Raw genomic sequence first — 18,971 nt, 5'->3', positions numbered from 1 at the left:
TTCGAGCCAGGCCCGTGCCCGTTCATGACGGCTGCTCATCGAGCCCGATAGGCCACCCAGCTCTTGGCCATCCGCTCGGCCTGGCCTCGGGTGAATTGATACCTGCACGCGTCGGAGGTGTAGTTCATGAAGTTGTGGATCGGGTCGTTTCCCGGGCCCGAGCAGGTGTTCCGCCCTGCCGGGCAGTCGAAGGACGGCGTGGTTTCGGACGGAGTGTCCGCGACGTAGTCGCCCTGGTTCGCGCAGCCGCGTTCGAAGGTGTGGTGAAGACCGAGCCAGTGCCCCACCTCGTGGGTCACCGTGTCGCCTTCGGTGTGCTTGTGCGCCGAGCCGTCGACCAGTGACGCCGTATGGACGACGACTCCGTCCATCGTCAGCACGTCACTCGACCGGTTTGCGCTCGGGTAGGTCGCCCACCCGAGCACCTCTCCGTGGAGTCGTGCCGTGTAGAGATTGAGGGACCCCGTGTCCCCCCTGTGGAGAGCGCTCTTCATCGCTCGCTCCTCAGCACCTCCCCGTTCAAGGCCGCGGTACCACGATGCGTTGTCCGTGTAGCTGACGCTCACCAGTGCGAACCGGAAGTTGGTGGCAGCATTCCCCTTGCCCGCGCCTGAGAAGGTGGAGTTCAGGTGTGCGATCTGCTTGTCGATACGGCTACGGGAAAGCTTCCCCTCGTCTCCGCTGTGAATGACGTGGAAGTACACCGGAACGGTGGTGACCTTGGCGGCGAAGTGTTCAAGTACCCCGGGAGCGATTCCTCCGACTCTCTGCTCCAGGTCGATCTCCATGGCCGCGAGTGCGGCCTGAGCAGGCCCGCCGACGCTGCTCCCGGTCGTGTCGGCGGTGCGAGCGGCGACCTTCTCGGACGCGCCGCTCGACTCGAGGTTGGGCAGGCACGTATATGCCCGGACCTGGCTCCCGGCGATCGCCTGCGGGCTCGCCTGAGTGAGCGTGACGGTCAGAGCGGCGAGAGCCACGGCGGGACGGACGTAGATACGCCAGATCTCTAGGAGTGCGGGCACGGACGGCTCCTCCCGGGGTCGCAGCGCTGCTCGCCGGGGTCCCGTTGCTCGGGGACGATGAATGGAAGTCCCTGACGGCAAGCGGCTGAGGTGAATCAGTATCAATTTCTCAGTCTGGGTAAATGACTGACTGGCTCAGAGGGGGGCGATGTTCGCTCAAATGTCGTACCCCATTGCTGCTCGTGGGTCTGCGCGTGTCGAGCCCTTCGTCATGACCCTTGGTCCCGGTCACCCCCATGCTCGACACTCCTGATTTCTTACACGTGGAAGCAGGGGAGGAACGGATATCGTGTGATGCGTTGGAAGTATTTCTGGGGTATTGGCGACCTCTCGGCGGAAGGGCGCAGACATGGCCGCGATCCTTGCGCCGTGCGAGGCCGACAGGATCCCGGCCCGCGACGGCGCGACGGCATGAAGGAACCAGAGCCGGTGCACCAGTCCCCGTCCACGCGGTGGGAACCGGACGCCACCGCCGCCCGCGCGGGAGACACCGCGGCCGCGCGGCTCAAGGAACGCATCTACGCGACGCTCACCCTGACGGCGGTCGTGGTGGCCCTCGCCGAGACGGAGACGCCGGACCACATCGAGGCGGCGCTCACGGTAGCTGTGACGGCGCTCGGAGTGTGGCTGGCTACCGTGGTAGCCGACGAGCAGTCGCATCGCGCGGTGAGCGGACGGAGCGCGACCCGCAGGGAAATCCAGACGGCGCTGCACGTGTCCAGCCCGCTGCTGTTGTGCGCCGTGGGCCCGCTCGTACTCATCGGGGCGTCGGCCCTGGGCCTGATGGACTTGGAGACCGCCCTGCTGGTCAGCGCCGGCGTCGAAGTGGTCACCCTGTTCCTGTGGGGTTGGCGGACCGGGCTGCGCATGGGCAACGGGCCGCTGAGCGCCCTGATCTCAGGACTGCTCGACACCGGGATCGGAGTCGTGGTCGTCGCCGTCAAGCTTCTGGCGGGTCACTGACCGGGGTTCCGCGGCAGGCTGTCGTACAGTCGCTGGCGCAGCCACATGAGGGCGGTGCTGTCGGCCACCGGAGCCAGGTCAGCGAGGAGGCGCCGGATGCGGGCGTCGTCGGCGCTTTCGACGGCGAGCACGATCTGCTCGACCGTCTCCCGGACGGGCGCAGGGATCGCCACGTGCCCGCCGGACGGCCCGGACGTCACTGTGCCGCGTCCGTTGGTGCCGGTGTGGTGAGGGCCGGTCTGCGTGGGGGTGTCAGGTCCTATCGTCATTCTCTAACCAACGGTTGTCCCGGGCGAAGGTGACGGCTAGCCGGACGACTCGCCCGAGTCGTTGCGATGCGGCGTGGTGGCGTCACGCGGAGACGGACGGCCTGTCATGCGGCTGCGTACGGGCATGCTGATCCGGTGGTCGGCCGGTGGGACGCGCCACGGGAGTGGCGGCTACCTGCCGGTGCGGAAGTTTCGGGACGCGGCGTCACGTTATCGTCACTGAGCTTGATCACCTTTAGCTTTTGGCTCTCTTCGTGTTGATTGCGCGGAATCATCGCGCCCAATGGTGGAGATGGGCGTTTGTGCATGTGTGGAACCGCGTGAACTATGGGAAAGAAATACAATCCTAGCCAAAGCCTTCTGTGCCAGCGACGACCGTGTGCGCCAGGCGCAGAGCGCGTTGGACGAGGCGCAAGCGGACCGGACGAGGATGCTGGCCGCCTTCGCCGTCGTCGTCGGTGACGACGGCAGTGTGGCCGGAATGATGGGTCTGCAGGAGCGGGAAGTGCGGGTCGCGCGCCGTACCGTGGGCCGTGACGGAGCCCGCACGGTCGCGGCCAACCTGCTGTCCGGGCCACCCCCGGACAAGCTCGGTGAGCCTGTTGTCGAGCCCGTGGCCGAAGCTCCGTTCCCCTTCGGGCGGGTGGAGCCGGTGCCGACGGTTTCCGCCCCGCACCCCTACGCGACTGCACCGGCGCAGACCGCCGTCGCGACTCCCGCCGTCGCTCCGGTCGAGGACCCCTGGATGGATCCCCAGCCAGCCACTGTTGTCTGGTCCCCCGCGATGGACTCCGTCCTCGTGTGGAGTTGGCAGTCCGGGGTCGACCTCCAGGTGGTTGCCAACGAGCTCGGCGTCGAGCTCCGTGTCGTCCTCCAACGGGTACAGACCCTCGCGGCCGACGGCCAGTTGGTGAAGCCGGACCTGCCCAGCGCACGGAGCAGCCTGGGGCGTCACCGCCGGTACGACGACGCGCTCGTCTTCGCCGATGCAGGAACCGGCGATCAGACGGAGCTCTACCCGCCGGCGGAGTGGGGATGACGTTCTTCGGGAGGGCGTCGGAGCCAACCGTGTCCGAAGAGGCGGGGACTTTTGGCAGGCGTCCCCCTACGGGGCGGCGTCGTGGGCTCGCAGTGGAGCCGCCGCGCTTATCGCTCGAGGGGGCGTCCCGCCTGGGTGGAGGATTATCACTGCGTGAGGTTGTTGCTGGACGTGCGCCGTCCCGGGTGTCGGCTGTTGGGGGAATGCGTGCCGCTGCACGTCGCGAAGAAACGTCCCTCCGGGGCGGGCCCAGCTGGCGGCACACTGTGGCTGACAGTGCGGTCGCCGTGGAGCGCATCGGGGACAATCCCGCGGAGACCCTGGGCTGAACGTCAACTACCCTTCCTCTTCCTCCCAGGCGCTGACGAAGGGGTACCCGATGAAGCGTCACGTGAACTTCCGTCGGCTGCACAACTTCCGCGACCTCGGCGGCTACCGGGCGGCCGACGGCCGATCGGTGAGGTGGGGTGTCCTGTACCGGGCCGACTCGCTGGCCAAATTGGCGGATGAGGACTGGGACCGCTTCGTGGCCCTGGGGATACGTACCGTCATCGATCTCCGCTACCCGTGGGAGATCGAGCGTCGGGGCAGAATCCCGCAAGCGGAGCGATTCACGTACGCCAACCTCAGCATCGAACACCGGCCGTACGACCAAGCCGAGATCGATCCCGACACCGACCCGTGGCGCTACCTGGCCGATCGGTTCGCTGAGGTCGCACAGGACGGTGTGCAGGAGATCCGTCAAGCGATCGAGCTCATCGCCGCGTCCGACGGCCCGCTGGTCTTCCACTGCACGTCCGGGAAGGACCGCACCGGACTCTTGGCGGCACTCGTCCTGACGCTGCTGAACGTCTCCGCCGAGCAGGTGCTCGCCGATTTCGCATTGACCGAGTTGGCGACCGGGCGGCTGGTCGCGGACTGGCACGAGGCCAACCCGGGGAGGGAGTTGACCTGGCATTCGTACGGCCGTGCGCCTGCCGAGGTCATGCGGCTCGTCCTGGCCGATCTGGAGAGCGACCACGGATCGGTGCGCAACTACCTGACGGGGCCGGTGGGTATCCAGGAGGATGTGATCGCCCGCTTGCGCGAGCGACTGCTCACCCCGGGCGGCACCGTCGGCTGACCGACCCCCGGGGACGCCGGGAGGATCGTGGCGCGCTCCCCTGACCTCGCGACGGGTGGGTGGGTCAGGAGCGGTGACGCGGGGGCTGTGTCCCGCCGACGTTCGTCCGCTGCGTCATCCTGGCCGGCAAGGCGCGGTCGTGCGTGCACGGATCTGGTCTGCCGCGTCCCTGGCGTGCCGGCGTCCTCCCTGCTCGGAGCGACGCCGAGCCCTGAGGACGGTCAGCGGATCATGCCCGCTGGCCTTCCGGTGGTGCCGGTATCGCCGGATCCGTGTGCCCGGAGTGAACCGTGGACCGGAGTGCAACCGTGGATATGCCGGGCTTCCTGCGGTTCCCGATCGTGCCCGGCCGTCCGCTGGCTGGTCCGGGCAGTCCGGCCCTTACGCTTCTGCTACGCTCCGCCCGCTAGGGTAGCCCTGACCAGCAAAAAGGCCCTTCCTGAGGGAAGGGCCCCGTCGATCTTGCGTACTGTGCGCCCCCGGCAGGACTCGAACCTGCGGCCAAGCGCTTAGAAGGCGCCTGCTCTATCCACTGAGCTACGGGGGCCGGGTGTGGCCTCGGTGTCCTGGAGTCCCTCGTGGGTCGTCCGTGACCTTGCCGGGACAAGGATAGGGCTCCGAACGCCCAGGCCTCGATGCTTCACCTGCGTGGCACGATGTGGAGGTTCGGTGAAGCGAAACGATAATCGCAGGCAGACGCGATTCCCGCAGCGCTTTTTTCGTCCCACGGCCCGGGTGTTGTGCACTCGTTATGCCTGCGCCCCACTCGTCCCGTCTGTGCCGTGTGCCTAATCGGCGCGCAGGAGAGTCTATACGCTTCAAAAAGACTCCAAAATTGGGCATTCTTCGCATGTGGTGACCATGGAAGTACGGCCTCAGCTGATCGACGCACTTACCGCCCTGCGCGACCGGGTCGCTGCCGTGCGTCTCCCGCTTCCCCTTCCCGGTGCTCCGCGGGCACGCCAGACCAGAGTCGAGCTGCTTGCGCAGCTCGACGACTATCTGGTGCCCCGTCTGAAACACCCCGAAGCGCCGCTGCTCGCAGTGGTCGGCGGTTCCACCGGGGCGGGGAAGTCGACCCTGGTCAATTCCCTTGTGGGCCGGCGGGTGACGGAAGCGGGAGTGCTGCGGCCGACGACGCGGACGCCCGTGCTCGTATGCCATCCCGAGGACCACCACTGGTTCGCGGGCGTGCGGGTGTTGCCGAACTTCGCCCGCGTGTGGTTGCCGCAGCAGGAGGAGACCGAGGCGGCCGGCGGCGCGCGCGGTCCGTCAGGGGGGTGTGAGCTGCGGATCGAGACTTCCGGGACCATGCCGCGCGGTCTCGCCCTGCTGGACGCCCCCGACATCGACTCGCTGGTCGTCGAGAACCGGATCATGGCCGCCGAGTTGATCTGCGCGGCCGACGTGTGGGTGATGGTGACCACTGCCTCGCGATACGCGGACGCCGTCCCGTGGCACCTGCTGCGTACCGCGAAGGAATACGACGCGACGCTCGTGACCGTGCTGGACCGGGTACCGCACCAGGTGGTCTCCGAAGTGTCCCGCCAGTACGCGGCCCTCCTCACGAAGGCGGGGCTCGGGGATGTGCCGCGGTTCACCATCCCGGAGCTCCCCGAATCCACCGGCGGCGGCGCGGGGCTGCTGCCCGACAGCGCCGTCTGTGCGCTTCGCGACTGGCTCGTCCACCTGGCGTTGGACCCCGTCGCCCGCCAGCAGACCGTGATTCGCACAGCCGCGGGGATCGTCGACTCGATGAACGCCCGCATGCCGGAGCTCGCGGGTGCCGTCGCTGCGCAGTACGCCGCCGCCGTACGGCTCACCAGCACGGTTGAGGAGGTCTACGCACAGGAGGTCGGCCGCGTGCGCAAGCACGTGCAGCGGGGCTCGGTACTCGCCGGCGACGCACGCACTCGCTGGCGTGGATACCCGCGGGACAGCTCGGCGGCCGAAGTCCTCGACGCCCTCGCCGAGAGCCTGGGAGCCCTGCTTCAGTGCGCCGTGTCCGCCGCGGACGAACGCATCGGGGAGACATGGCGGCGCGATCCCGCCGGCCGGGCGCTGAGCGCAGCGAGCGCGCGGGCCGACCGCGAGTTGTCCGAGCGGATCGGGCTGGCGGTGCGGCGCTGGCGGCGGGTGCTGGAGGAGTTCGCCGAAGACGAGATCCGGGACATGGAGCGTTCGTCCGCACCCGACCCCGAGACCGTCGCCGCGCTGCTCGCCGCCGCACTGTTGGGCGGGCGGCGGGCCCGGACCGCGGGGGAACGGCTCGCCGAACGGATCGGCGCCCAGGGCGCGCTACGCCTGCGCGACAAGGGGGGCGAGCTGGTCACGACGACCGTCGAAGGAGTGCTGAACGAGGAGCGTGACCGACGGCTCGCACCCCTCGACGCCCTGGAGTTGTGCCCGGAGCCGCAGGCCGAGCTGATCGCCGCGCTGTCCGTACTGCAGAAGGAGAGGTGACCGCGTTGACCGCTGTCACTGGGGAGACCGAGGGCCGCTCGGAAGGCGGTCCCGACACCCGCCCGAAGACCGATCGGAAGAACGCCGCGGGGGAGCCGGCGGAGGAGACCGAGGGAGCTTCGTCAGAGGAGGCGGCCCGGGGTGGCCGAGCGGCCGAGCAGCCCTCCGGCAGTTCCGGGGACGGCGAAGGGGAGGACAGTCCGGGCGGGGACGAGGGGGACGACCAGTGGGACGACGGCCTCATCGCGCGTCGCGCGGCAGATCCCGAGGCCGCCGAAGACGCGGGGTCGCTGCTCGACGGAGAACCCCACGTCGTCATCGAAGGACCGTACGCCGCTCCCTTGCGCACCCGTCTGGACGCCTTGCGCGAACTCGTCGGTCTGTCCTGCACCCGGGTCGACAGCGCGCTGCTCGACGAGGCGGGGCGGGTGCTCGACGAGGCGGCATCGAGGCAGCAACTGTCGTCGGAGCACACGGTCGTCGCCATCGCGGGGGCGAGCGGCAGCGGTAAGTCGACTCTGTTCAACGCCCTGGCCGGCGTGCCGGTTTCGGAGACCGGGCTGCGCCGCCCCACCACGTCCGCGCCGATCGCCCTCAGCTGGTCGGACGGCGCCGGCGGTCTGCTCGACCGGCTCGCCATCCCCGGACGGCTGCGCCGGAGGCCCCTCGCGGGCGGGAGCGGCGACGAAGCGCTGCAGGGGCTGATCCTGGTGGACCTGCCCGATCACGATTCGGCACTGACCGTGCACCGGGACCAGGTGGACCGCGTCCTGGCACTGGTCGACGCGGTCATCTGGGTCGTCGATCCGGAGAAGTATGCGGACGCCGCCCTCCACGAGCGCTATCTGCGCCCTCTCGCAGGGCATGCCGAGGTCACCTTCATCGTTCTCAACCAGATCGACCGGCTGCCCGGCGAAGCCGCCGATCAGGTGCTGGACGATCTGCGCAGGCTCCTCGACGAGGACGGCATGGCCCTCGGCGAGCACGGAGAGCCCGGTGCAACCGTGCTCGCGCTGTCGGCGCTCACCGGCGAGGGAATGGGCGAGCTTCGCGAGCTGCTCGGCCGGTTCGTCCAGGACCGCACTGCAGCGGCCCGGCGCATCTCCGCGGACGTCGACGCCGCCGCTGCTCGGCTGCGGTCGGCGTACGTCGCCGACGGGCGGACCGGCCTCGGCGAGCGGGCGCGCGAGGACTTCGCCGCCCGCCTGGCGGTCGCGGTCGGTGCCACCGCGTTCGGCGAAGAAGCCGAACGCCAGTGGCTGCGCAATGCCGGACGAGCCTGTGGGACGCCCTGGTCGCGGTTGTGGCGCTGGTACGAGCGGACCCGTGTTCCCGGCGGGGTGCCCCCGCAGGCGCCGGAGCCGGTGGAGGAAGAACTCACCGCCCGGCAAAGGGTCGAGCAGGCCGTGCGCACCGTCGCGGACGAGGCCGCTCAGGGGCTGCCCGCACCCTGGGCACAGGCGGTGCGTGAAGCGGCGGTGCGGGGGGCCGACGGGTTGCCCGAGACGCTCGACGAACTCGCGGTCAAGATGAGCACGCAGCGTGGGCGGCCACCGCGCCCCGCGTGGTGGCCGGCCGCGGTGCTGGCACAGGCGGCCATGACCCTGTTGCAGATCTTCGGTGGGTTGTGGCTGGTCGGTCAGATCGTCGGGGTGCTGGAGCCTGCGCTCCTCCCGGCGGTACTGGTGATGCTCGGGGGGATCATCGGCGGGCCCTTGGTGGAGTGGGCGAGCACGGCCGCGTCGAGGGGGCCGGCGCGCCGGTACGGGCAGGAGGCCGAGCGGCGGCTGCGCGAGGCCGCCGCGGCGAGCGGCCGGGCAATGGTCCTCGATCCGGTCGCCGCGGAGTTGCTGAGGTACCGGGAGGTGCGGGATCAGTACTCCACGGTGTCCCGACGCTGAAGGGCTGTTGCCCGCGCGGCTGCAGAGGGCCCCGTCACCCGTGGGGGTGGCGGGGTTTTCCACATCCCGGGCTGCGTCCACAGTCGTGGGCCGGATCTCGCTGGGCGGTCCAGCATGGAGCCAGCCGGTGCACAGGGCCGGTCCGACCGCAAGGGGTGTGGGGTCATGAACGAGACGATGGTCACGCTGGTGGGCAATGTCGCGACAGCCGTGGAGTACCGGGATTCGGTGAACGGCGGATGGGCACGGTTCCGGCTGGCCGTGACCGCGCGGCGGTGGGACCGCCAGCGGCAGCTCTGGACGGACGGGGGCACGAGTTTCTACACGGTGTGGGCGTGGCGGACGCTGGGGCTCAACCTGGCCGCGTCCGTCGCCGTGGGGGAACCACTCGTGGTCCACGGCCGGTTGAGGGTGCGCGAGGAGGAACGGGACGGGCAGCGCAGGGCGTCGGTGGACGTCGATGCCGTGGCGGTGGGGCACGACCTGACACGCGGCACGTCTGCCTTCCGACGCGTGTCGAAGGCGGGAGTCCACCTGACGGACCGTACGGTCGGGGCGCCGGTAGCGTCGGGTGCCGCCCTCCCGGACACACCGGGTACGCGAGGAGGCGCGCAGCCGGGGGCTGACGGCTCGGGAGCCGGCGGCGTCGGCCGTGCGGCCCGCGGCGCTGCCGCGAAGGCGGGGGGTGGTGCGGGTGGTTCTGTGACGGCCGCGAGCTCTGGCAGCTCTGGTGGCGCGGCAGTCAGCGGCCGGGACGAGGTGGTGGAGCCACCAGGTGGGCCGTGGCCTACGGAGGGACCGTCCTGGCCGGGGATCGAAGCCGACGTGTTCGATGCTCCGGGCCGCCCCCGTGGCCATGTCGCTGTGCAGGAGGCGCTCGTGGCGGTTCCTTGATCGAGCCGTCCCACTGCGGTGGAGATATGTCGACAGTGAGTGGGTGGATGCGCGGCTGGCGATAACGATTTTGATTCGGAATGGTTATCTGACGGTATGACGGGAGAGTTGGTCCCGCCTCATCCCTAGGATTCCCTGTACTCACGGGGCACTTGAGTCTGTAGGCGAGGCACTCCCCCCACGTATCCCACGCGAAAGGGTCTCGCCCAGAGGGGAATTCTGTGTTTTCTGCGTTCTCTGCACGCGGGCGGGGAGCCGCCCGGCTCGCCGTGTGCGCCTTGGCGTCGGGCCTGCTCGCGGCTGGTGCGCTGGCGCCGGCCGTCGCTGATGAGGGCCCCCAGCACCAGGGCGGAGCATCTGCCACGCTCGATGGCCTGAGCACTTTCGACCGCGCCGTCCTGCACGAAGGCGGCCAGGTGCACGAACTCCCCGCCGGTCTCTTCGAGATGACCGTCGACGGGGGCGGGAAGCTCAAGACCTACTGCATCGACGTCTACAACCCCACCCAGGAGCAGGCCAGGTACCTGGAGACCCCGTGGAGCCAGTCCTCCCTCGGCTCCAACCGGCACGCGGGTAAGATCCGCTGGATCCTCCAGCACTCCTACCCGCAGGTCGACGACCTGATGGGGATCGCCGAGCGTGCAGGCACCGGGCCGCTCACCGAGCGCACCGCAGCAGCCGGGACACAGGTCGCCATATGGCGGTACTCGGACGGCGCCGAGGTCGAGGCGCTCGATCCGGCTGCGGAGAAGCTCGCCGACTGGCTGGAGAAGGAGGCGGAGGACGTCGGCGAACCGCGTGCCTCACTCAGCCTGGAGTCCAACGCCGTTTCCGGCAGGGCTGGTGAGCGACTGGGACCGATCACGGTTCGTACGGACGCCGACCGCGTCACGGTGACACCGCCGGCCGATGCCGCCGCGACCGGTGTCAGGGTGACGGACGGGGCGGGCAAGCCGGTCACGACGGCGGTCGACGGCAGTCAGCTCTACTTCGGCATACCCACGGGGGCCGCGGACGGTTCGGCCGCCCTCACGGTTCAGGCGACCACGTCGGTGCCCGTGGGACGGGTCTTCGCCAGCGAGACGAAGAGCCAAACCCAGATCCTCGCGGGTTCCAGCCGGTCCACGGTGTCCGCTACCGCTATCGCCACCTGGGCCAAGGCCGGGCCGATCCCTGCGATATCCGCGAGGAAGAACTGCGCGAAGAGCGGCGTCGACGTCACCGTCACGAACAAGGGCGATGAGACGTTCTCCTTCGAACTGATGGCGTCCAGGCACGCGATACCCGCCGGACAGTCCCGGACCATCACCGTGCCGGTTCCCGAGGACCGGGCATACGACTTCACGATCAGCGGACCGGGTGGGTTCTCCAGGAACTTCAAGGGGGTGCTGGACTGCAAGACGACCGGCAGCACGGGAGAGGCTCCCGTCGAGGTGCTGTCCCAGCCCGTTCCGGCCACGGTCGGAGGCGCCGCGACGGGCGGTGGCGAGAATCTTGCCGAGACCGGCGCCTCCAACGCGACGCCTCTGATCGCAGGTACGGCGATCGCCCTTGTGGTCGTAGGTGGAGCCGTCGTCCTCTTCGTGAGCAGGAAGAACGCGGCCAACGAGGACTGACCGGCGAGTGGCGCGCGTGTTAGGAGCAGCGAGCACGTGGTGCGAGGGCCGGTCGTGAAGCCCGTAGGGCGCATCGGGAGCCGTGGGCGATGGGGCGCTCCCCGTGCCCATGGGGAGTCAGCTCGTACACGCGAGTGATGTCCCACGGGTATCCACCCGACTTCCGAGGGCGGTGCAGGAGACACGGAGCACCGGCTGAGATGCTCCACGGGCGGGTTCCGGTCCTGCGGGAGCCGCACAGGCCCACGCCAGGAGTGGATCGGTGTACACGTCGGACGCACGCGGGCAGCAGGGGACCGAGGCGCGAAGGGGGCTGGTCGCCTCGTTGTTCTCGGTGCCGGCGCTCCTGGTCTACATGGTGGTGTTCACCGCGGTCCTCGTGCTGACGGCCCACCTCAGCCCGAGAGAGGCCAAGGTCGTCCCCCTGCTGATCGTTTTCCCCGCTCTCGTCGCGGGGCGGGGCACCGTGCGCCAGACCGAGATCGCCGCCTGCTGGGTCACCGCGGTCGTCGCCGCCTCCGAGTTCCTCAACCCGCTTCCCACGGCTGCCAACAGCGTGACGCTGGTCGCCTTCACCATCGTCCTGAACGGTGCGAGTGTCGCGATGGCGCGCCAGCGCACCCGCAACGAAGCGGAGATCACCCGACTCCGATCCGCGGCGGCCGCCCTGCAGCGGCAGATCCTGCGTCCGCTGCCGTTGCACACCGAGGAACTCGTGGTGAGCGGACTGTACGAACCGGTGGAAGAGGACAGCAGGGTCGGGGGCGACATCTACGAAGTCGTGGCGTCCGGCTTCGGTAGCCGGGTCCTGATCGCCGATGTGCAGGGAAAGGGGCTGCCCGCCATCGGCACGGCCTTCGCGGTGCTGGGTGCGTTCCGGGAGGCGGCCAACCGTGAGCCGGCCCTCACGGCCGTTGTGGACGCCTTGGAGAACGCCGTCGTACGGCACAACGCATTCGCCCTTCAGAGCGGTGAATCCGAGCGCTTCGTGACGGCGCTCGTCATCTCGGTCACCGGTGAGCCGGAGGCCGAGGCGGTCAACTGCGGTCACATTGCGCCGTACCGTCTGGACGGTCGCAGCGGGAATCCGGACGGGGGCGGGGCGTCCAGCCGCGTCCTCCGCCGCGAGCCGGGGGTGCCGCTGGGCCTCGGTGCCCTGTCGCCGTCACCACGCACTGCCGAGCGGTTCCCCTTTCCCGCGAGCACCTCGCTGCTGCTGTGCACGGACGGGGTCACCGAGGCGCGCGACGCCTCCGGGGCCTTCTACCCCCTGGAGGACCGCCTCTCCGAGTGGGGCGACATCACCCCTGGCCAGGTGGTCGACACCCTGCGCGACGAACTGCGGCGCTACACCGGCGGCAGACCGCGCGACGACACGGCGGTGCTTGTCCTCAGCAGGGCCCAGGCTGCAGCGCTCCGACCGGGGACGGTCGGGCGGCCGTGATCGTCGCGGCTGCCGACGGGTGGCTGCACCGCGTGTGGCGGCAGGACCCGGAACGCGGTGGCGGCGGGGCAGCCGGGCGCCGTGAGTGGAGGCGGCGAAGGGCTGCGGGAGCAGGCGGTTTTCTCCCAGGGGTGGCGGTACGGCAAGATGGGGTGTTTCTGGCGAAGTTGGGGTGCGATACAGCCCCTGACCTGCGAGGGAACCGCCGATCAGGGGCCGTTGTGGGGCCGTGGGCCGTCTGTGGGCCGTCAGGCCGCCTCAGGGGTACCCGAAGCGCGACCGAACACGGCCGACACGGCCGCGCGCGTTCGCTGTTCGCTGCTCGGCATGAGGTGCGTGTAGATGCGGAGCGTGAAGCCGGGGTCCGAGTGTCCGAGGTAAACGCTCAGCGCTTTGATGCTCTCGCCGCCGTCCAGGAGTACGGAGGCGTAGAAGTGCCGCAGGGCGTGCATGCCGTCGTTCGGCGCGGCAGCGTACCGCTTGCCCGGCTCCCTGGGCGGGATGACGCCGGCGGACGCCAGAGCGGGCTTCCACACGTGGTCGTCGAAGTAGCTGCGCCAGATCGCGTTGCCCACGGCGCTGGTGAAGACGAGCTGCCTGGCCACCAGCGGCCCGTCCGGGGTCTTCCACGGCAACTTGACCTCGATCGGAGGGAAGCGTTCCATGTGGACGCTCAGGGCCGCAGCGGTTACCGGGCTCAGCGGAACGTCCCGGAGCTTGCCCCGCTTCGGCGGTGCGAACACGAGCGTGCCGCCCACGCGCTTGACTTGCTGCCGGACGTAGAGCCACCCGGCCGTCACGTCGATGTTCTCCCGATCCAGGCCCAAGATTTCACCTTGGCGCAAGCCGCACCCCGCGCCGGCGTCCACCGTGGCCGCGTATCGGTCGGGTAGTCCAGCCCGCACGGCCAACACTCGCTGGGTGGGCCACGGCTGAATAAGGCGCGGGTCTGGCTCGGGAGGCTTGACCGATTGGGCGTGGCAGGGGTTCGCCCGGATGACTCCGTCGTCCACGGCCGCGTTGAAGAGGGACGACACCGAGTCGTAGATCGCTCGCCGGTACGTCGCATTGGGGAGCAAGTTGTTCAGCTTGCCCAGCCATGCGCGCACATGCTCCGGCTTGAACGACCCCATGGGGCGGGTGCCCAGTTGTGGCACAGCGTGAAGACGGATCCGCCGCTTCACCGCTTCCTGGCTAACCACGTCCGTCGTGAGGCCACCGAGCCACTTCTCGGCGTACTCGCGGAACGTGATCCGTCCCGCCTTCGGGTCGAAGAACTGTCCCGCGTCCATGTCGGCTTTGATCCGGGTCAGCCACTTCTCGGCCCGACCCTTCTCCCTGTCCGGGAAGCTCTGCGACTGCTCGGTGCCGTCGGGACCGACGTACCGGGCGCGGTACCGCATGCCAGTGCCGTGGCGGTCGGTCTTGACCCGCCGGAGCTTGCCATCGGTGCCGATTTCGGTCTTGTACCAGCGGTCTTGGATGTGGCCAGCCATTTGGGCAGTGGTCCTCTCTCGGTGCACGAGAAGGCCCGTGGCGCTCGGGGGAGCGTCACGGGCTGGGGGAGGGGTGATCAGGCCGCGGCTTCGAGGTCGCTCTGCTGAGTGACCCAGTCACGGACGGCGACGGGGTCGTATCGGACGTAGCGGCCGACTCGGAACCCGGGTGGGCCGGTGCGCTGCTTGCGCCAGTGGTAGACGGTCTCGATGGGGACGGAGAACATCCCGGCGATGTCCTCGGGGGTGAGGTACCGGTCCGGGAGTCCGGCCCGCAGGGTGCTTACGGCGGATGCCACGCTGGCTCTCCTCTGTCCTCGGGGCTTTTGGCCCCCTTCTGGGAAGTCCGCTACATCCGCTACGCCGCTACATCGCAGCTCAGCGGCGGGTTTTGTGTAGCGGGAAGGTTGGGTGTAGCGGCTACGCCCCGCGCGTGGCGGCCCCTAGGTGGGGTGTCCGGGGCGTGGCGGCGTAGCCGCTACATCGGAAAGTGCCGCTACACGTACAGGGAGTCTGAGCTGGGCTGTAGCGGCGTAGCGGCTGTAGCGGTTTCCTGGGGTGGCGGGCAGTAGCGCGTCCAGGCGTCGTGGAGATCCTTGGCGAAGAAGCCCTTGAGGATTCCGCCGGCGGTGCGGATGTTGCGGGAGACGATGGGGTCGTTGTCGCCGGTCATGTACTCGCGGAGCATCTTGGACAGGCGCCGGTTGTCCAGCGGTTTGCCGTGGAGGTCGGCCCACGGGGCGTCTTCCAGGGCGTTGAGCCGGTCGAGGATGGCGACGGTGGGGAGCTTGTCCATGCCGATCAGGACGTGATCACGCAGGTCGGTGAGCAGCCGGACGCCGAGTGACCCCTTGTCGTCGGTCTGCGAGGCCTTGACCAGCTCCGCGCAGGCGGCACGGGCCCGCTCGGGCCAGTCGCCCCCAGCCGCGTCGGCGACGGCGAGCAGGGGTTCCCACACGTCGGCCGGCCGGTCAGTGACCCCGTCGGGCATGACCGGCCGGGCACCGCCTACGCGGTCGCGGACTTGGTCGGCCCACTTGGCGAGCCGGTCGCGGATGGCGTGGCCCTGCGTCTCGTGGTCGCCGATTCGGTAGGGCTCGACCTTCTCGTTCCTGGCCCGACGGCGCATCCGGATGATGACGGAGCGGGTCAGGATCGTGTCTGGCAGCGAGCCGAGTCCGGCCACGGCCACGGCGCAGTATGAGGGGAAGCCCTGCACGGTCTGGTTGGAGCCGTCACCGACGCACCGGTACATGAGCCGTCCGCGGCGGTGTCCGGCGTTGAGGAAGCCCCGGAGCTGTTCGTTGTCTCCGGCCTTCGGCCCGAATACGGTGTCGATCTCGTCGAAGATGATCGTGGGCCGCTCTCCGTCCACACCGGACACGGCCCGGAACAGGGCGGATGCGGATGCGTCGACGGCGGCCATGCTGTTGGGCACCAAGGTTTCGATGACCTCCAACGCGCGGGACTTGCCCGACCCTGGTTCGGGGGACAGGAACGCGATACGGGGCGTGGAGTCGAACGCGTCGATCAGGTGGGCATGGGCGTCCCAGAGGGCGACGGCGACGTAGGCGGCCTCGCGGGGGAAGACGTTGAACCGGCGGTGGAATGCTTCGACTTCGGCGAGCAGGGCGGCACCGTCGATTGTCGCGGGCGTGGTGGTGTTGGGCCCGGTCATGCTGCGGCCCTCCCTTCGGGGGTGGTGCGGAGCGGGCAGACGTCGCGGTGGGCGGTGTGGTCGGCGATAAGGGCAAGCACTTTGCGGTGGCCGACGGCGCTACGGTCCCAGCCCCGCGCGCAGCGGGACATGGTGGTGGGGACGATGCCGCGGGGTGCGCTGATGTCCAGCCACGCAACCGGCCAGCGGCCATCTGCCCGGGGCGGGGTGGCGGGGTGCGTGTCAGGGCGAACAGCAGTCAGGACGCCTTCGGCGACGCCCTTTAGTGCCGCACCGCGGAACGTGGCCGGGGAGGGTTTGGCGGCTGCCGGGCCGGTGGGCTGACCGGTAGGGCTTTTCAGGGGGAGGGGCTGCGGGGTGGTCATGCCGTGTCCCGCGGGCGGGCGGTGCGGATGGACCAGTTCAGGGCGCTGCGGATGGTGGCGCGGCATTCGGCCGGCGACAGACCTGCCGACTCCCCCGCCCCCTGAAAGGCCTCCTCGACCACGTCGCGGGGGAGGTCGCCCCATGCGACGAAGCGTCCGATCGCTCGGGCGCCGGCGAGCAGTCGGGCGTTGCGCCCGCCTTCGGTTGTGGTGGCGACGGCGGAGGTTTCGGCGTTGAGGGCGGCTGTGGCGCAGCGAGTGGACCGGGGAGCGACGGGCGTGGCCATCAGCTCCCGCGGGGGCTGACGAGGCGTCAGGAGGGCGCACAGCCATTCCGGCAGGAGCTCGGGAGGTCGGTCGTTCTCGACCGTGTACGTGCCGGCGGGGGTGGTGCTGCCGGGGGCGACGATGTATCCGCCCCGGGCCCGGGTGTCGATGTTCGGCGCTAGGGATTCTTGGGTGTTGTGCAGCCGGACACCGGCCGGGGCGGTGAAGTACAGGTGCCGTCCTCCTCGCGCGGTCCGGATCGTGCGGGTGGACGGTACGGGCTGCCCGGTGCGCTCGCAGAGCGCTTCGAAGGTCGTCACGCCGCAAGGCGTGTCCGAACTGCCTTTGGGCTTGTCGAGGTCCACGACGACCAGCCCGGCGGGGCCGGTGGCGATGCCGACGTTGAATGGCCCGGTCGTCCACGCGGCGCGGATGCGGTCGGGGTCGGTGGTGGCGCGCTGCTCCCACTTCACATGCCCGTCTGTGCAGACGCCGGTCCGGGTGCAGGCGCTCTCGCCGTGCAGCGCGGGTCGCTTGCCGCCGGGCCGTAGCGGGAGGACGGGCCAGCCGCGGGCGGCGGCATCGAGCGCTGCGGTGAGCAGCATGGTCTTGCGGTTGTGAGGCATGCTGGATGTCTCCAGTTCTCTCGGTGATTGCTGGTGATGAGGGCGGCCCCGACTTCATTGGCGTGAGATGGGGGCTGCCCTCCCTTGTCGTGGCACACCACGCGGGGACCCGGCGCCGTGATCGCGGGGCCGGTTGTCGGTGGGCGTCGGTAGGTTGATCAGCGGACTGCTCTCGTCGCGGTGGCGGGAGGAACGGTGAGGCGGAGAGGGCACGGGGAGTCGGATGACGGCGTGGTTGATGTATCTGGGGGACGACCCGAAGCGGGTCGGCGGCGGCTACGACGACAGCAGCTCGACCCACTACAGCTGGGACAGCCGGGTGCCGAACTCGGCCCATGTCCAGGTCGGTGACGTGATCGCGCTTTGGAACGGCGACACCCTGCTGGGCACGTCCGTCATCGAGCACATCAAGACCGGCACCGGGATGAAGGACCTCAGCTCGTGCCCTGAGTGCGGGAAGGCGGACATCGCCGAACGCAAGACGATGACGCCCAAGTACCGGTGCTGGACGAGTGCGTGCAAGGCCGAGTTCGACACGCCTGCGGTCGAGACCGTGCCCGTGACCACCTACCAGGCCCGGTACGAGTCGGGCTGGATCGACCTGCACGGACACGTGTCCGGAACCGAACTCCGCGCCCTGTGCGAGGAGAAGAAGTCACAGAACGCGCTGCGCCGGCTGCGGTGGGAGGACTTCCGCGCTCGTGTCGAGACCGGTAAGAACGCCACCCCGCTCGATGTCGTCGACACCACCCGCGAGGTCATCGCCGGCGGTCACACCAAGCGCACCGTCAGGGCACGCAAGGGACAGCCCGCCTTCCGTGCGGCCCTGCTGGAATCCTTCGGCCAGATGTGCGCGTTCACCGGACCCATGCCGGCCTACGTCCTCGACGCAGCCCACCTCTACAGCTACGCCGCCAACGGCAAGCACCACACCTCCGGCGGCCTCCTGCTGCGCAAGGACGTCCACCGGCTGTTCGACCTGGGCCAGATCGCCATCGAACCGACCACGCTCACCTTGGACGTCGGGCCGAAGACCCTCGCCTGGGACGAATACGCCAAGCTCCAGGGCAAGCCGCTGACTGTGCCCATCACCGCGACGCACAAGAAGTGGATCGCCGCCCACTGGGAACAGCACCGCGAGCCGATTACGGCCGTCATCCCTCCTCAGGCCGGGGTCGGCCAGAAGCTCGCCGCGGCACCCTAGCCACGTACCACCCGCCGGTGGATCTCTACAGGGCGGGGATGGCACTGATGACGGCGGTGATCAGGTTGTTGATGGGTTCGGCGGCGCCGGTGGAGGCGAGGAAGAAGCCGAACCCGGCGGCGGTGAACGCGCTGCCTGCCCCGAGGCTGTGGGAGCGGAGCAGGAAGAACAGCACGAGCCCGAAGAGCAGGACGAGGGAGACGGTTACGGCCATGCCGTGAACCTCCGTTCCGTGGTGGTGGGTCGGGTGCCGGCGCGGTGGATGTGGCGTCCGGTGTTGAGCAGGCGGCGGCCGGTGCGGAGTCGGTAGCGGTCTCCGCGGCAGCGGCGGCAGACCTTGACGGTCCGGCGGCGGACGGTGCGTATGCCGGTCCCACGGCATTTGCGGCAGGGCCCGAACGGGCTGAGCGCACACAACGCTGCGTAACCAGCGAGCGTGAGTAGGACGGCGAGGCTAGCGAGAGCCATAGGGGTGTCACCTCCCCTCTCAGGGCGGGTTTCGGGGGTTTGCGCAGATGGGCCGCTAGACGCTAGTTCGCTGATCAGCGGCGGTGTGGGTCGCTAGTGGAGCCGCTAGACCTAGCAAGCTGGGGTGCTAGGT

Annotated in this window: 16 protein-coding genes, 1 tRNA gene and 1 pseudogene; 9 read left to right on the top strand and 9 right to left on the bottom strand. The window is 69.5% G+C overall.

Annotated features, from left to right (window positions below):
* Positions 1-35: 35 nt before the first annotated feature.
* Positions 36-1,022, bottom strand: coding sequence for a zinc metalloprotease (locus tag ACFXOM_RS16855; protein ID WP_385038296.1), 987 nt, complete (start codon positions 1,020-1,022; stop codon positions 36-38).
* A 411-nt stretch (positions 1,023-1,433) separates the two neighbouring features.
* Here ACFXOM_RS16855 and ACFXOM_RS16850 point away from each other — a divergent pair, with 411 nt between their 5' ends.
* On the top strand, positions 1,434-1,985 hold the full coding sequence (locus ACFXOM_RS16850) for a hypothetical protein (RefSeq protein WP_384940626.1): 552 nt from the start codon (positions 1,434-1,436) through the stop codon (positions 1,983-1,985).
* Here ACFXOM_RS16850 and ACFXOM_RS16845 read toward each other — a convergent pair.
* Positions 1,979-2,254, bottom strand: coding sequence for a hypothetical protein (locus ACFXOM_RS16845; RefSeq protein WP_384940624.1), 276 nt, complete (start codon positions 2,252-2,254; stop codon positions 1,979-1,981). The genes ACFXOM_RS16850 and ACFXOM_RS16845 overlap by 7 nt on opposite strands.
* 379 nt (positions 2,255-2,633) lie before the next feature.
* On the opposite strand from ACFXOM_RS16845, the gene ACFXOM_RS16840 reads away from it, so the two are divergent.
* Both ACFXOM_RS16840 and ACFXOM_RS16835 read left to right on the top strand, forming a co-directional pair.
* Positions 2,634-3,293, top strand: a complete 660-nt coding sequence (locus ACFXOM_RS16840) for a hypothetical protein (protein ID WP_384940622.1) — start codon at positions 2,634-2,636, stop codon at positions 3,291-3,293.
* A gap of 379 nt (positions 3,294-3,672) precedes the next feature.
* A complete protein-coding gene (locus tag ACFXOM_RS16835) occupies positions 3,673-4,416 on the top strand; it encodes a tyrosine-protein phosphatase (RefSeq protein ID WP_384940621.1) in 744 nt (247 codons plus the stop codon).
* A 474-nt stretch (positions 4,417-4,890) separates the two neighbouring features.
* On the opposite strand, the gene ACFXOM_RS16830 is transcribed toward ACFXOM_RS16835, so the two are convergent.
* Positions 4,891-4,963 (bottom strand) — tRNA-Arg (locus ACFXOM_RS16830).
* Positions 4,964-5,277: 314 nt separating this feature from the next.
* On the opposite strand from ACFXOM_RS16830, the gene ACFXOM_RS16825 reads away from it, so the two are divergent.
* The 5 genes and pseudogenes from ACFXOM_RS16825 to ACFXOM_RS16805 all read left to right on the top strand — a co-directional run bounded on the left by ACFXOM_RS16825 (position 5,278) and on the right by ACFXOM_RS16805 (position 12,734).
* Entirely contained in the window at positions 5,278-6,879 is a 1,602-nt protein-coding gene (locus tag ACFXOM_RS16825) for a dynamin family protein (RefSeq protein WP_385038293.1), read from the top strand.
* 5 nt (positions 6,880-6,884) lie between these two features.
* Positions 6,885-8,780 carry a GTPase gene (locus ACFXOM_RS16820; RefSeq protein ID WP_384940617.1) on the top strand — a complete coding sequence of 632 codons (1,896 nt, stop codon included), beginning with the start codon at positions 6,885-6,887 and terminating at the stop codon, positions 8,778-8,780.
* A gap of 165 nt (positions 8,781-8,945) precedes the next feature.
* A pseudogene (locus tag ACFXOM_RS16815) lies at positions 8,946-9,326 on the top strand (single-stranded DNA-binding protein); the annotation flags it as partial.
* A 569-nt stretch (positions 9,327-9,895) separates the two neighbouring features.
* Positions 9,896-11,290 carry a TQXA domain-containing protein gene (locus tag ACFXOM_RS16810; protein ID WP_384940615.1) on the top strand — a complete coding sequence of 465 codons (1,395 nt, stop codon included), beginning with the start codon at positions 9,896-9,898 and terminating at the stop codon, positions 11,288-11,290.
* A gap of 262 nt (positions 11,291-11,552) precedes the next feature.
* Positions 11,553-12,734: a PP2C family protein-serine/threonine phosphatase gene (locus ACFXOM_RS16805; protein ID WP_384940613.1), complete on the top strand. Its 1,182-nt coding sequence runs from the start codon at positions 11,553-11,555 to the stop codon at positions 12,732-12,734.
* Between the two features lie 248 nt (positions 12,735-12,982).
* On the opposite strand, the gene ACFXOM_RS16800 is transcribed toward ACFXOM_RS16805, so the two are convergent.
* The 5 genes from ACFXOM_RS16800 to ACFXOM_RS16780 form a co-directional block, all read right to left on the bottom strand.
* Complete coding sequence (locus ACFXOM_RS16800; protein WP_384945446.1) at positions 12,983-14,230, bottom strand: tyrosine-type recombinase/integrase; 1,248 nt, start codon at positions 14,228-14,230, stop codon at positions 12,983-12,985.
* A gap of 77 nt (positions 14,231-14,307) precedes the next feature.
* Positions 14,308-14,529 carry a helix-turn-helix domain-containing protein gene (locus ACFXOM_RS16795; RefSeq protein ID WP_384945449.1) on the bottom strand — a complete coding sequence of 74 codons (222 nt, stop codon included), beginning with the start codon at positions 14,527-14,529 and terminating at the stop codon, positions 14,308-14,310.
* A gap of 197 nt (positions 14,530-14,726) precedes the next feature.
* Entirely contained in the window at positions 14,727-15,908 is a 1,182-nt protein-coding gene (locus tag ACFXOM_RS16790) for a DUF3631 domain-containing protein (RefSeq protein ID WP_384945451.1), read from the bottom strand.
* Entirely contained in the window at positions 15,905-16,273 is a 369-nt protein-coding gene (locus ACFXOM_RS16785) for a hypothetical protein (RefSeq protein ID WP_385038290.1), read from the bottom strand. Before ACFXOM_RS16785 ends, ACFXOM_RS16790 begins: the two co-directional genes overlap by 4 nt.
* Entirely contained in the window at positions 16,270-17,166 is an 897-nt protein-coding gene (locus ACFXOM_RS16780) for a bifunctional DNA primase/polymerase (RefSeq protein ID WP_384945454.1), read from the bottom strand. Before ACFXOM_RS16780 ends, ACFXOM_RS16785 begins: the two co-directional genes overlap by 4 nt.
* Positions 17,167-17,389: 223 nt before the next feature.
* Between ACFXOM_RS16780 and ACFXOM_RS16775 the strand changes: the two genes are divergently transcribed.
* Complete coding sequence (locus ACFXOM_RS16775; protein WP_384945456.1) at positions 17,390-18,370, top strand: HNH endonuclease; 981 nt, start codon at positions 17,390-17,392, stop codon at positions 18,368-18,370.
* Between the two features lie 25 nt (positions 18,371-18,395).
* Here the strand turns inward: ACFXOM_RS16775 and ACFXOM_RS16770 are convergent, their stop codons facing one another.
* Positions 18,396-18,584 carry a hypothetical protein gene (locus ACFXOM_RS16770; protein WP_017945971.1) on the bottom strand — a complete coding sequence of 63 codons (189 nt, stop codon included), beginning with the start codon at positions 18,582-18,584 and terminating at the stop codon, positions 18,396-18,398.
* Positions 18,585-18,971 lie beyond the last annotated feature (387 nt).

The organism is Streptomyces sp. NPDC059169, from assembly GCF_042755225.1.
GTDB lineage: Bacteria > Actinomycetota > Actinomycetes > Streptomycetales > Streptomycetaceae > Streptomyces.
The sequence above is the reverse complement of the archived record's forward strand: the minus strand, read 5'-3'. Positions and strand labels throughout refer to the sequence as shown.

Excerpts from the sequence above, each read along its gene's own strand:
- ACFXOM_RS16850 (WP_384940626.1), top strand. The coding sequence starts at position 1,434 with ATGAAGGAACCAGAGCCGGTGCACCAGTCCCCGTCCACGCGGTGGGAA.
- ACFXOM_RS16845 (WP_384940624.1), bottom strand. The coding sequence starts at position 2,254 with ATGACGATAGGACCTGACACCCCCACGCAGACCGGCCCTCACCACACC.
- ACFXOM_RS16835 (WP_384940621.1), top strand. The coding sequence starts at position 3,673 with ATGAAGCGTCACGTGAACTTCCGTCGGCTGCACAACTTCCGCGACCTC.
- ACFXOM_RS16825 (WP_385038293.1), top strand. The coding sequence starts at position 5,278 with ATGGAAGTACGGCCTCAGCTGATCGACGCACTTACCGCCCTGCGCGAC.
- ACFXOM_RS16800 (WP_384945446.1), bottom strand. The coding sequence starts at position 14,230 with ATGGCTGGCCACATCCAAGACCGCTGGTACAAGACCGAAATCGGCACC.
- ACFXOM_RS16790 (WP_384945451.1), bottom strand. The coding sequence starts at position 15,908 with ATGACCGGGCCCAACACCACCACGCCCGCGACAATCGACGGTGCCGCC.
- ACFXOM_RS16785 (WP_385038290.1), bottom strand. The coding sequence starts at position 16,273 with ATGACCACCCCGCAGCCCCTCCCCCTGAAAAGCCCTACCGGTCAGCCC.
- ACFXOM_RS16780 (WP_384945454.1), bottom strand. The coding sequence starts at position 17,166 with ATGCCTCACAACCGCAAGACCATGCTGCTCACCGCAGCGCTCGATGCC.
- ACFXOM_RS16775 (WP_384945456.1), top strand. The coding sequence starts at position 17,390 with ATGACGGCGTGGTTGATGTATCTGGGGGACGACCCGAAGCGGGTCGGC.
- ACFXOM_RS16770 (WP_017945971.1), bottom strand. The coding sequence starts at position 18,584 with ATGGCCGTAACCGTCTCCCTCGTCCTGCTCTTCGGGCTCGTGCTGTTC.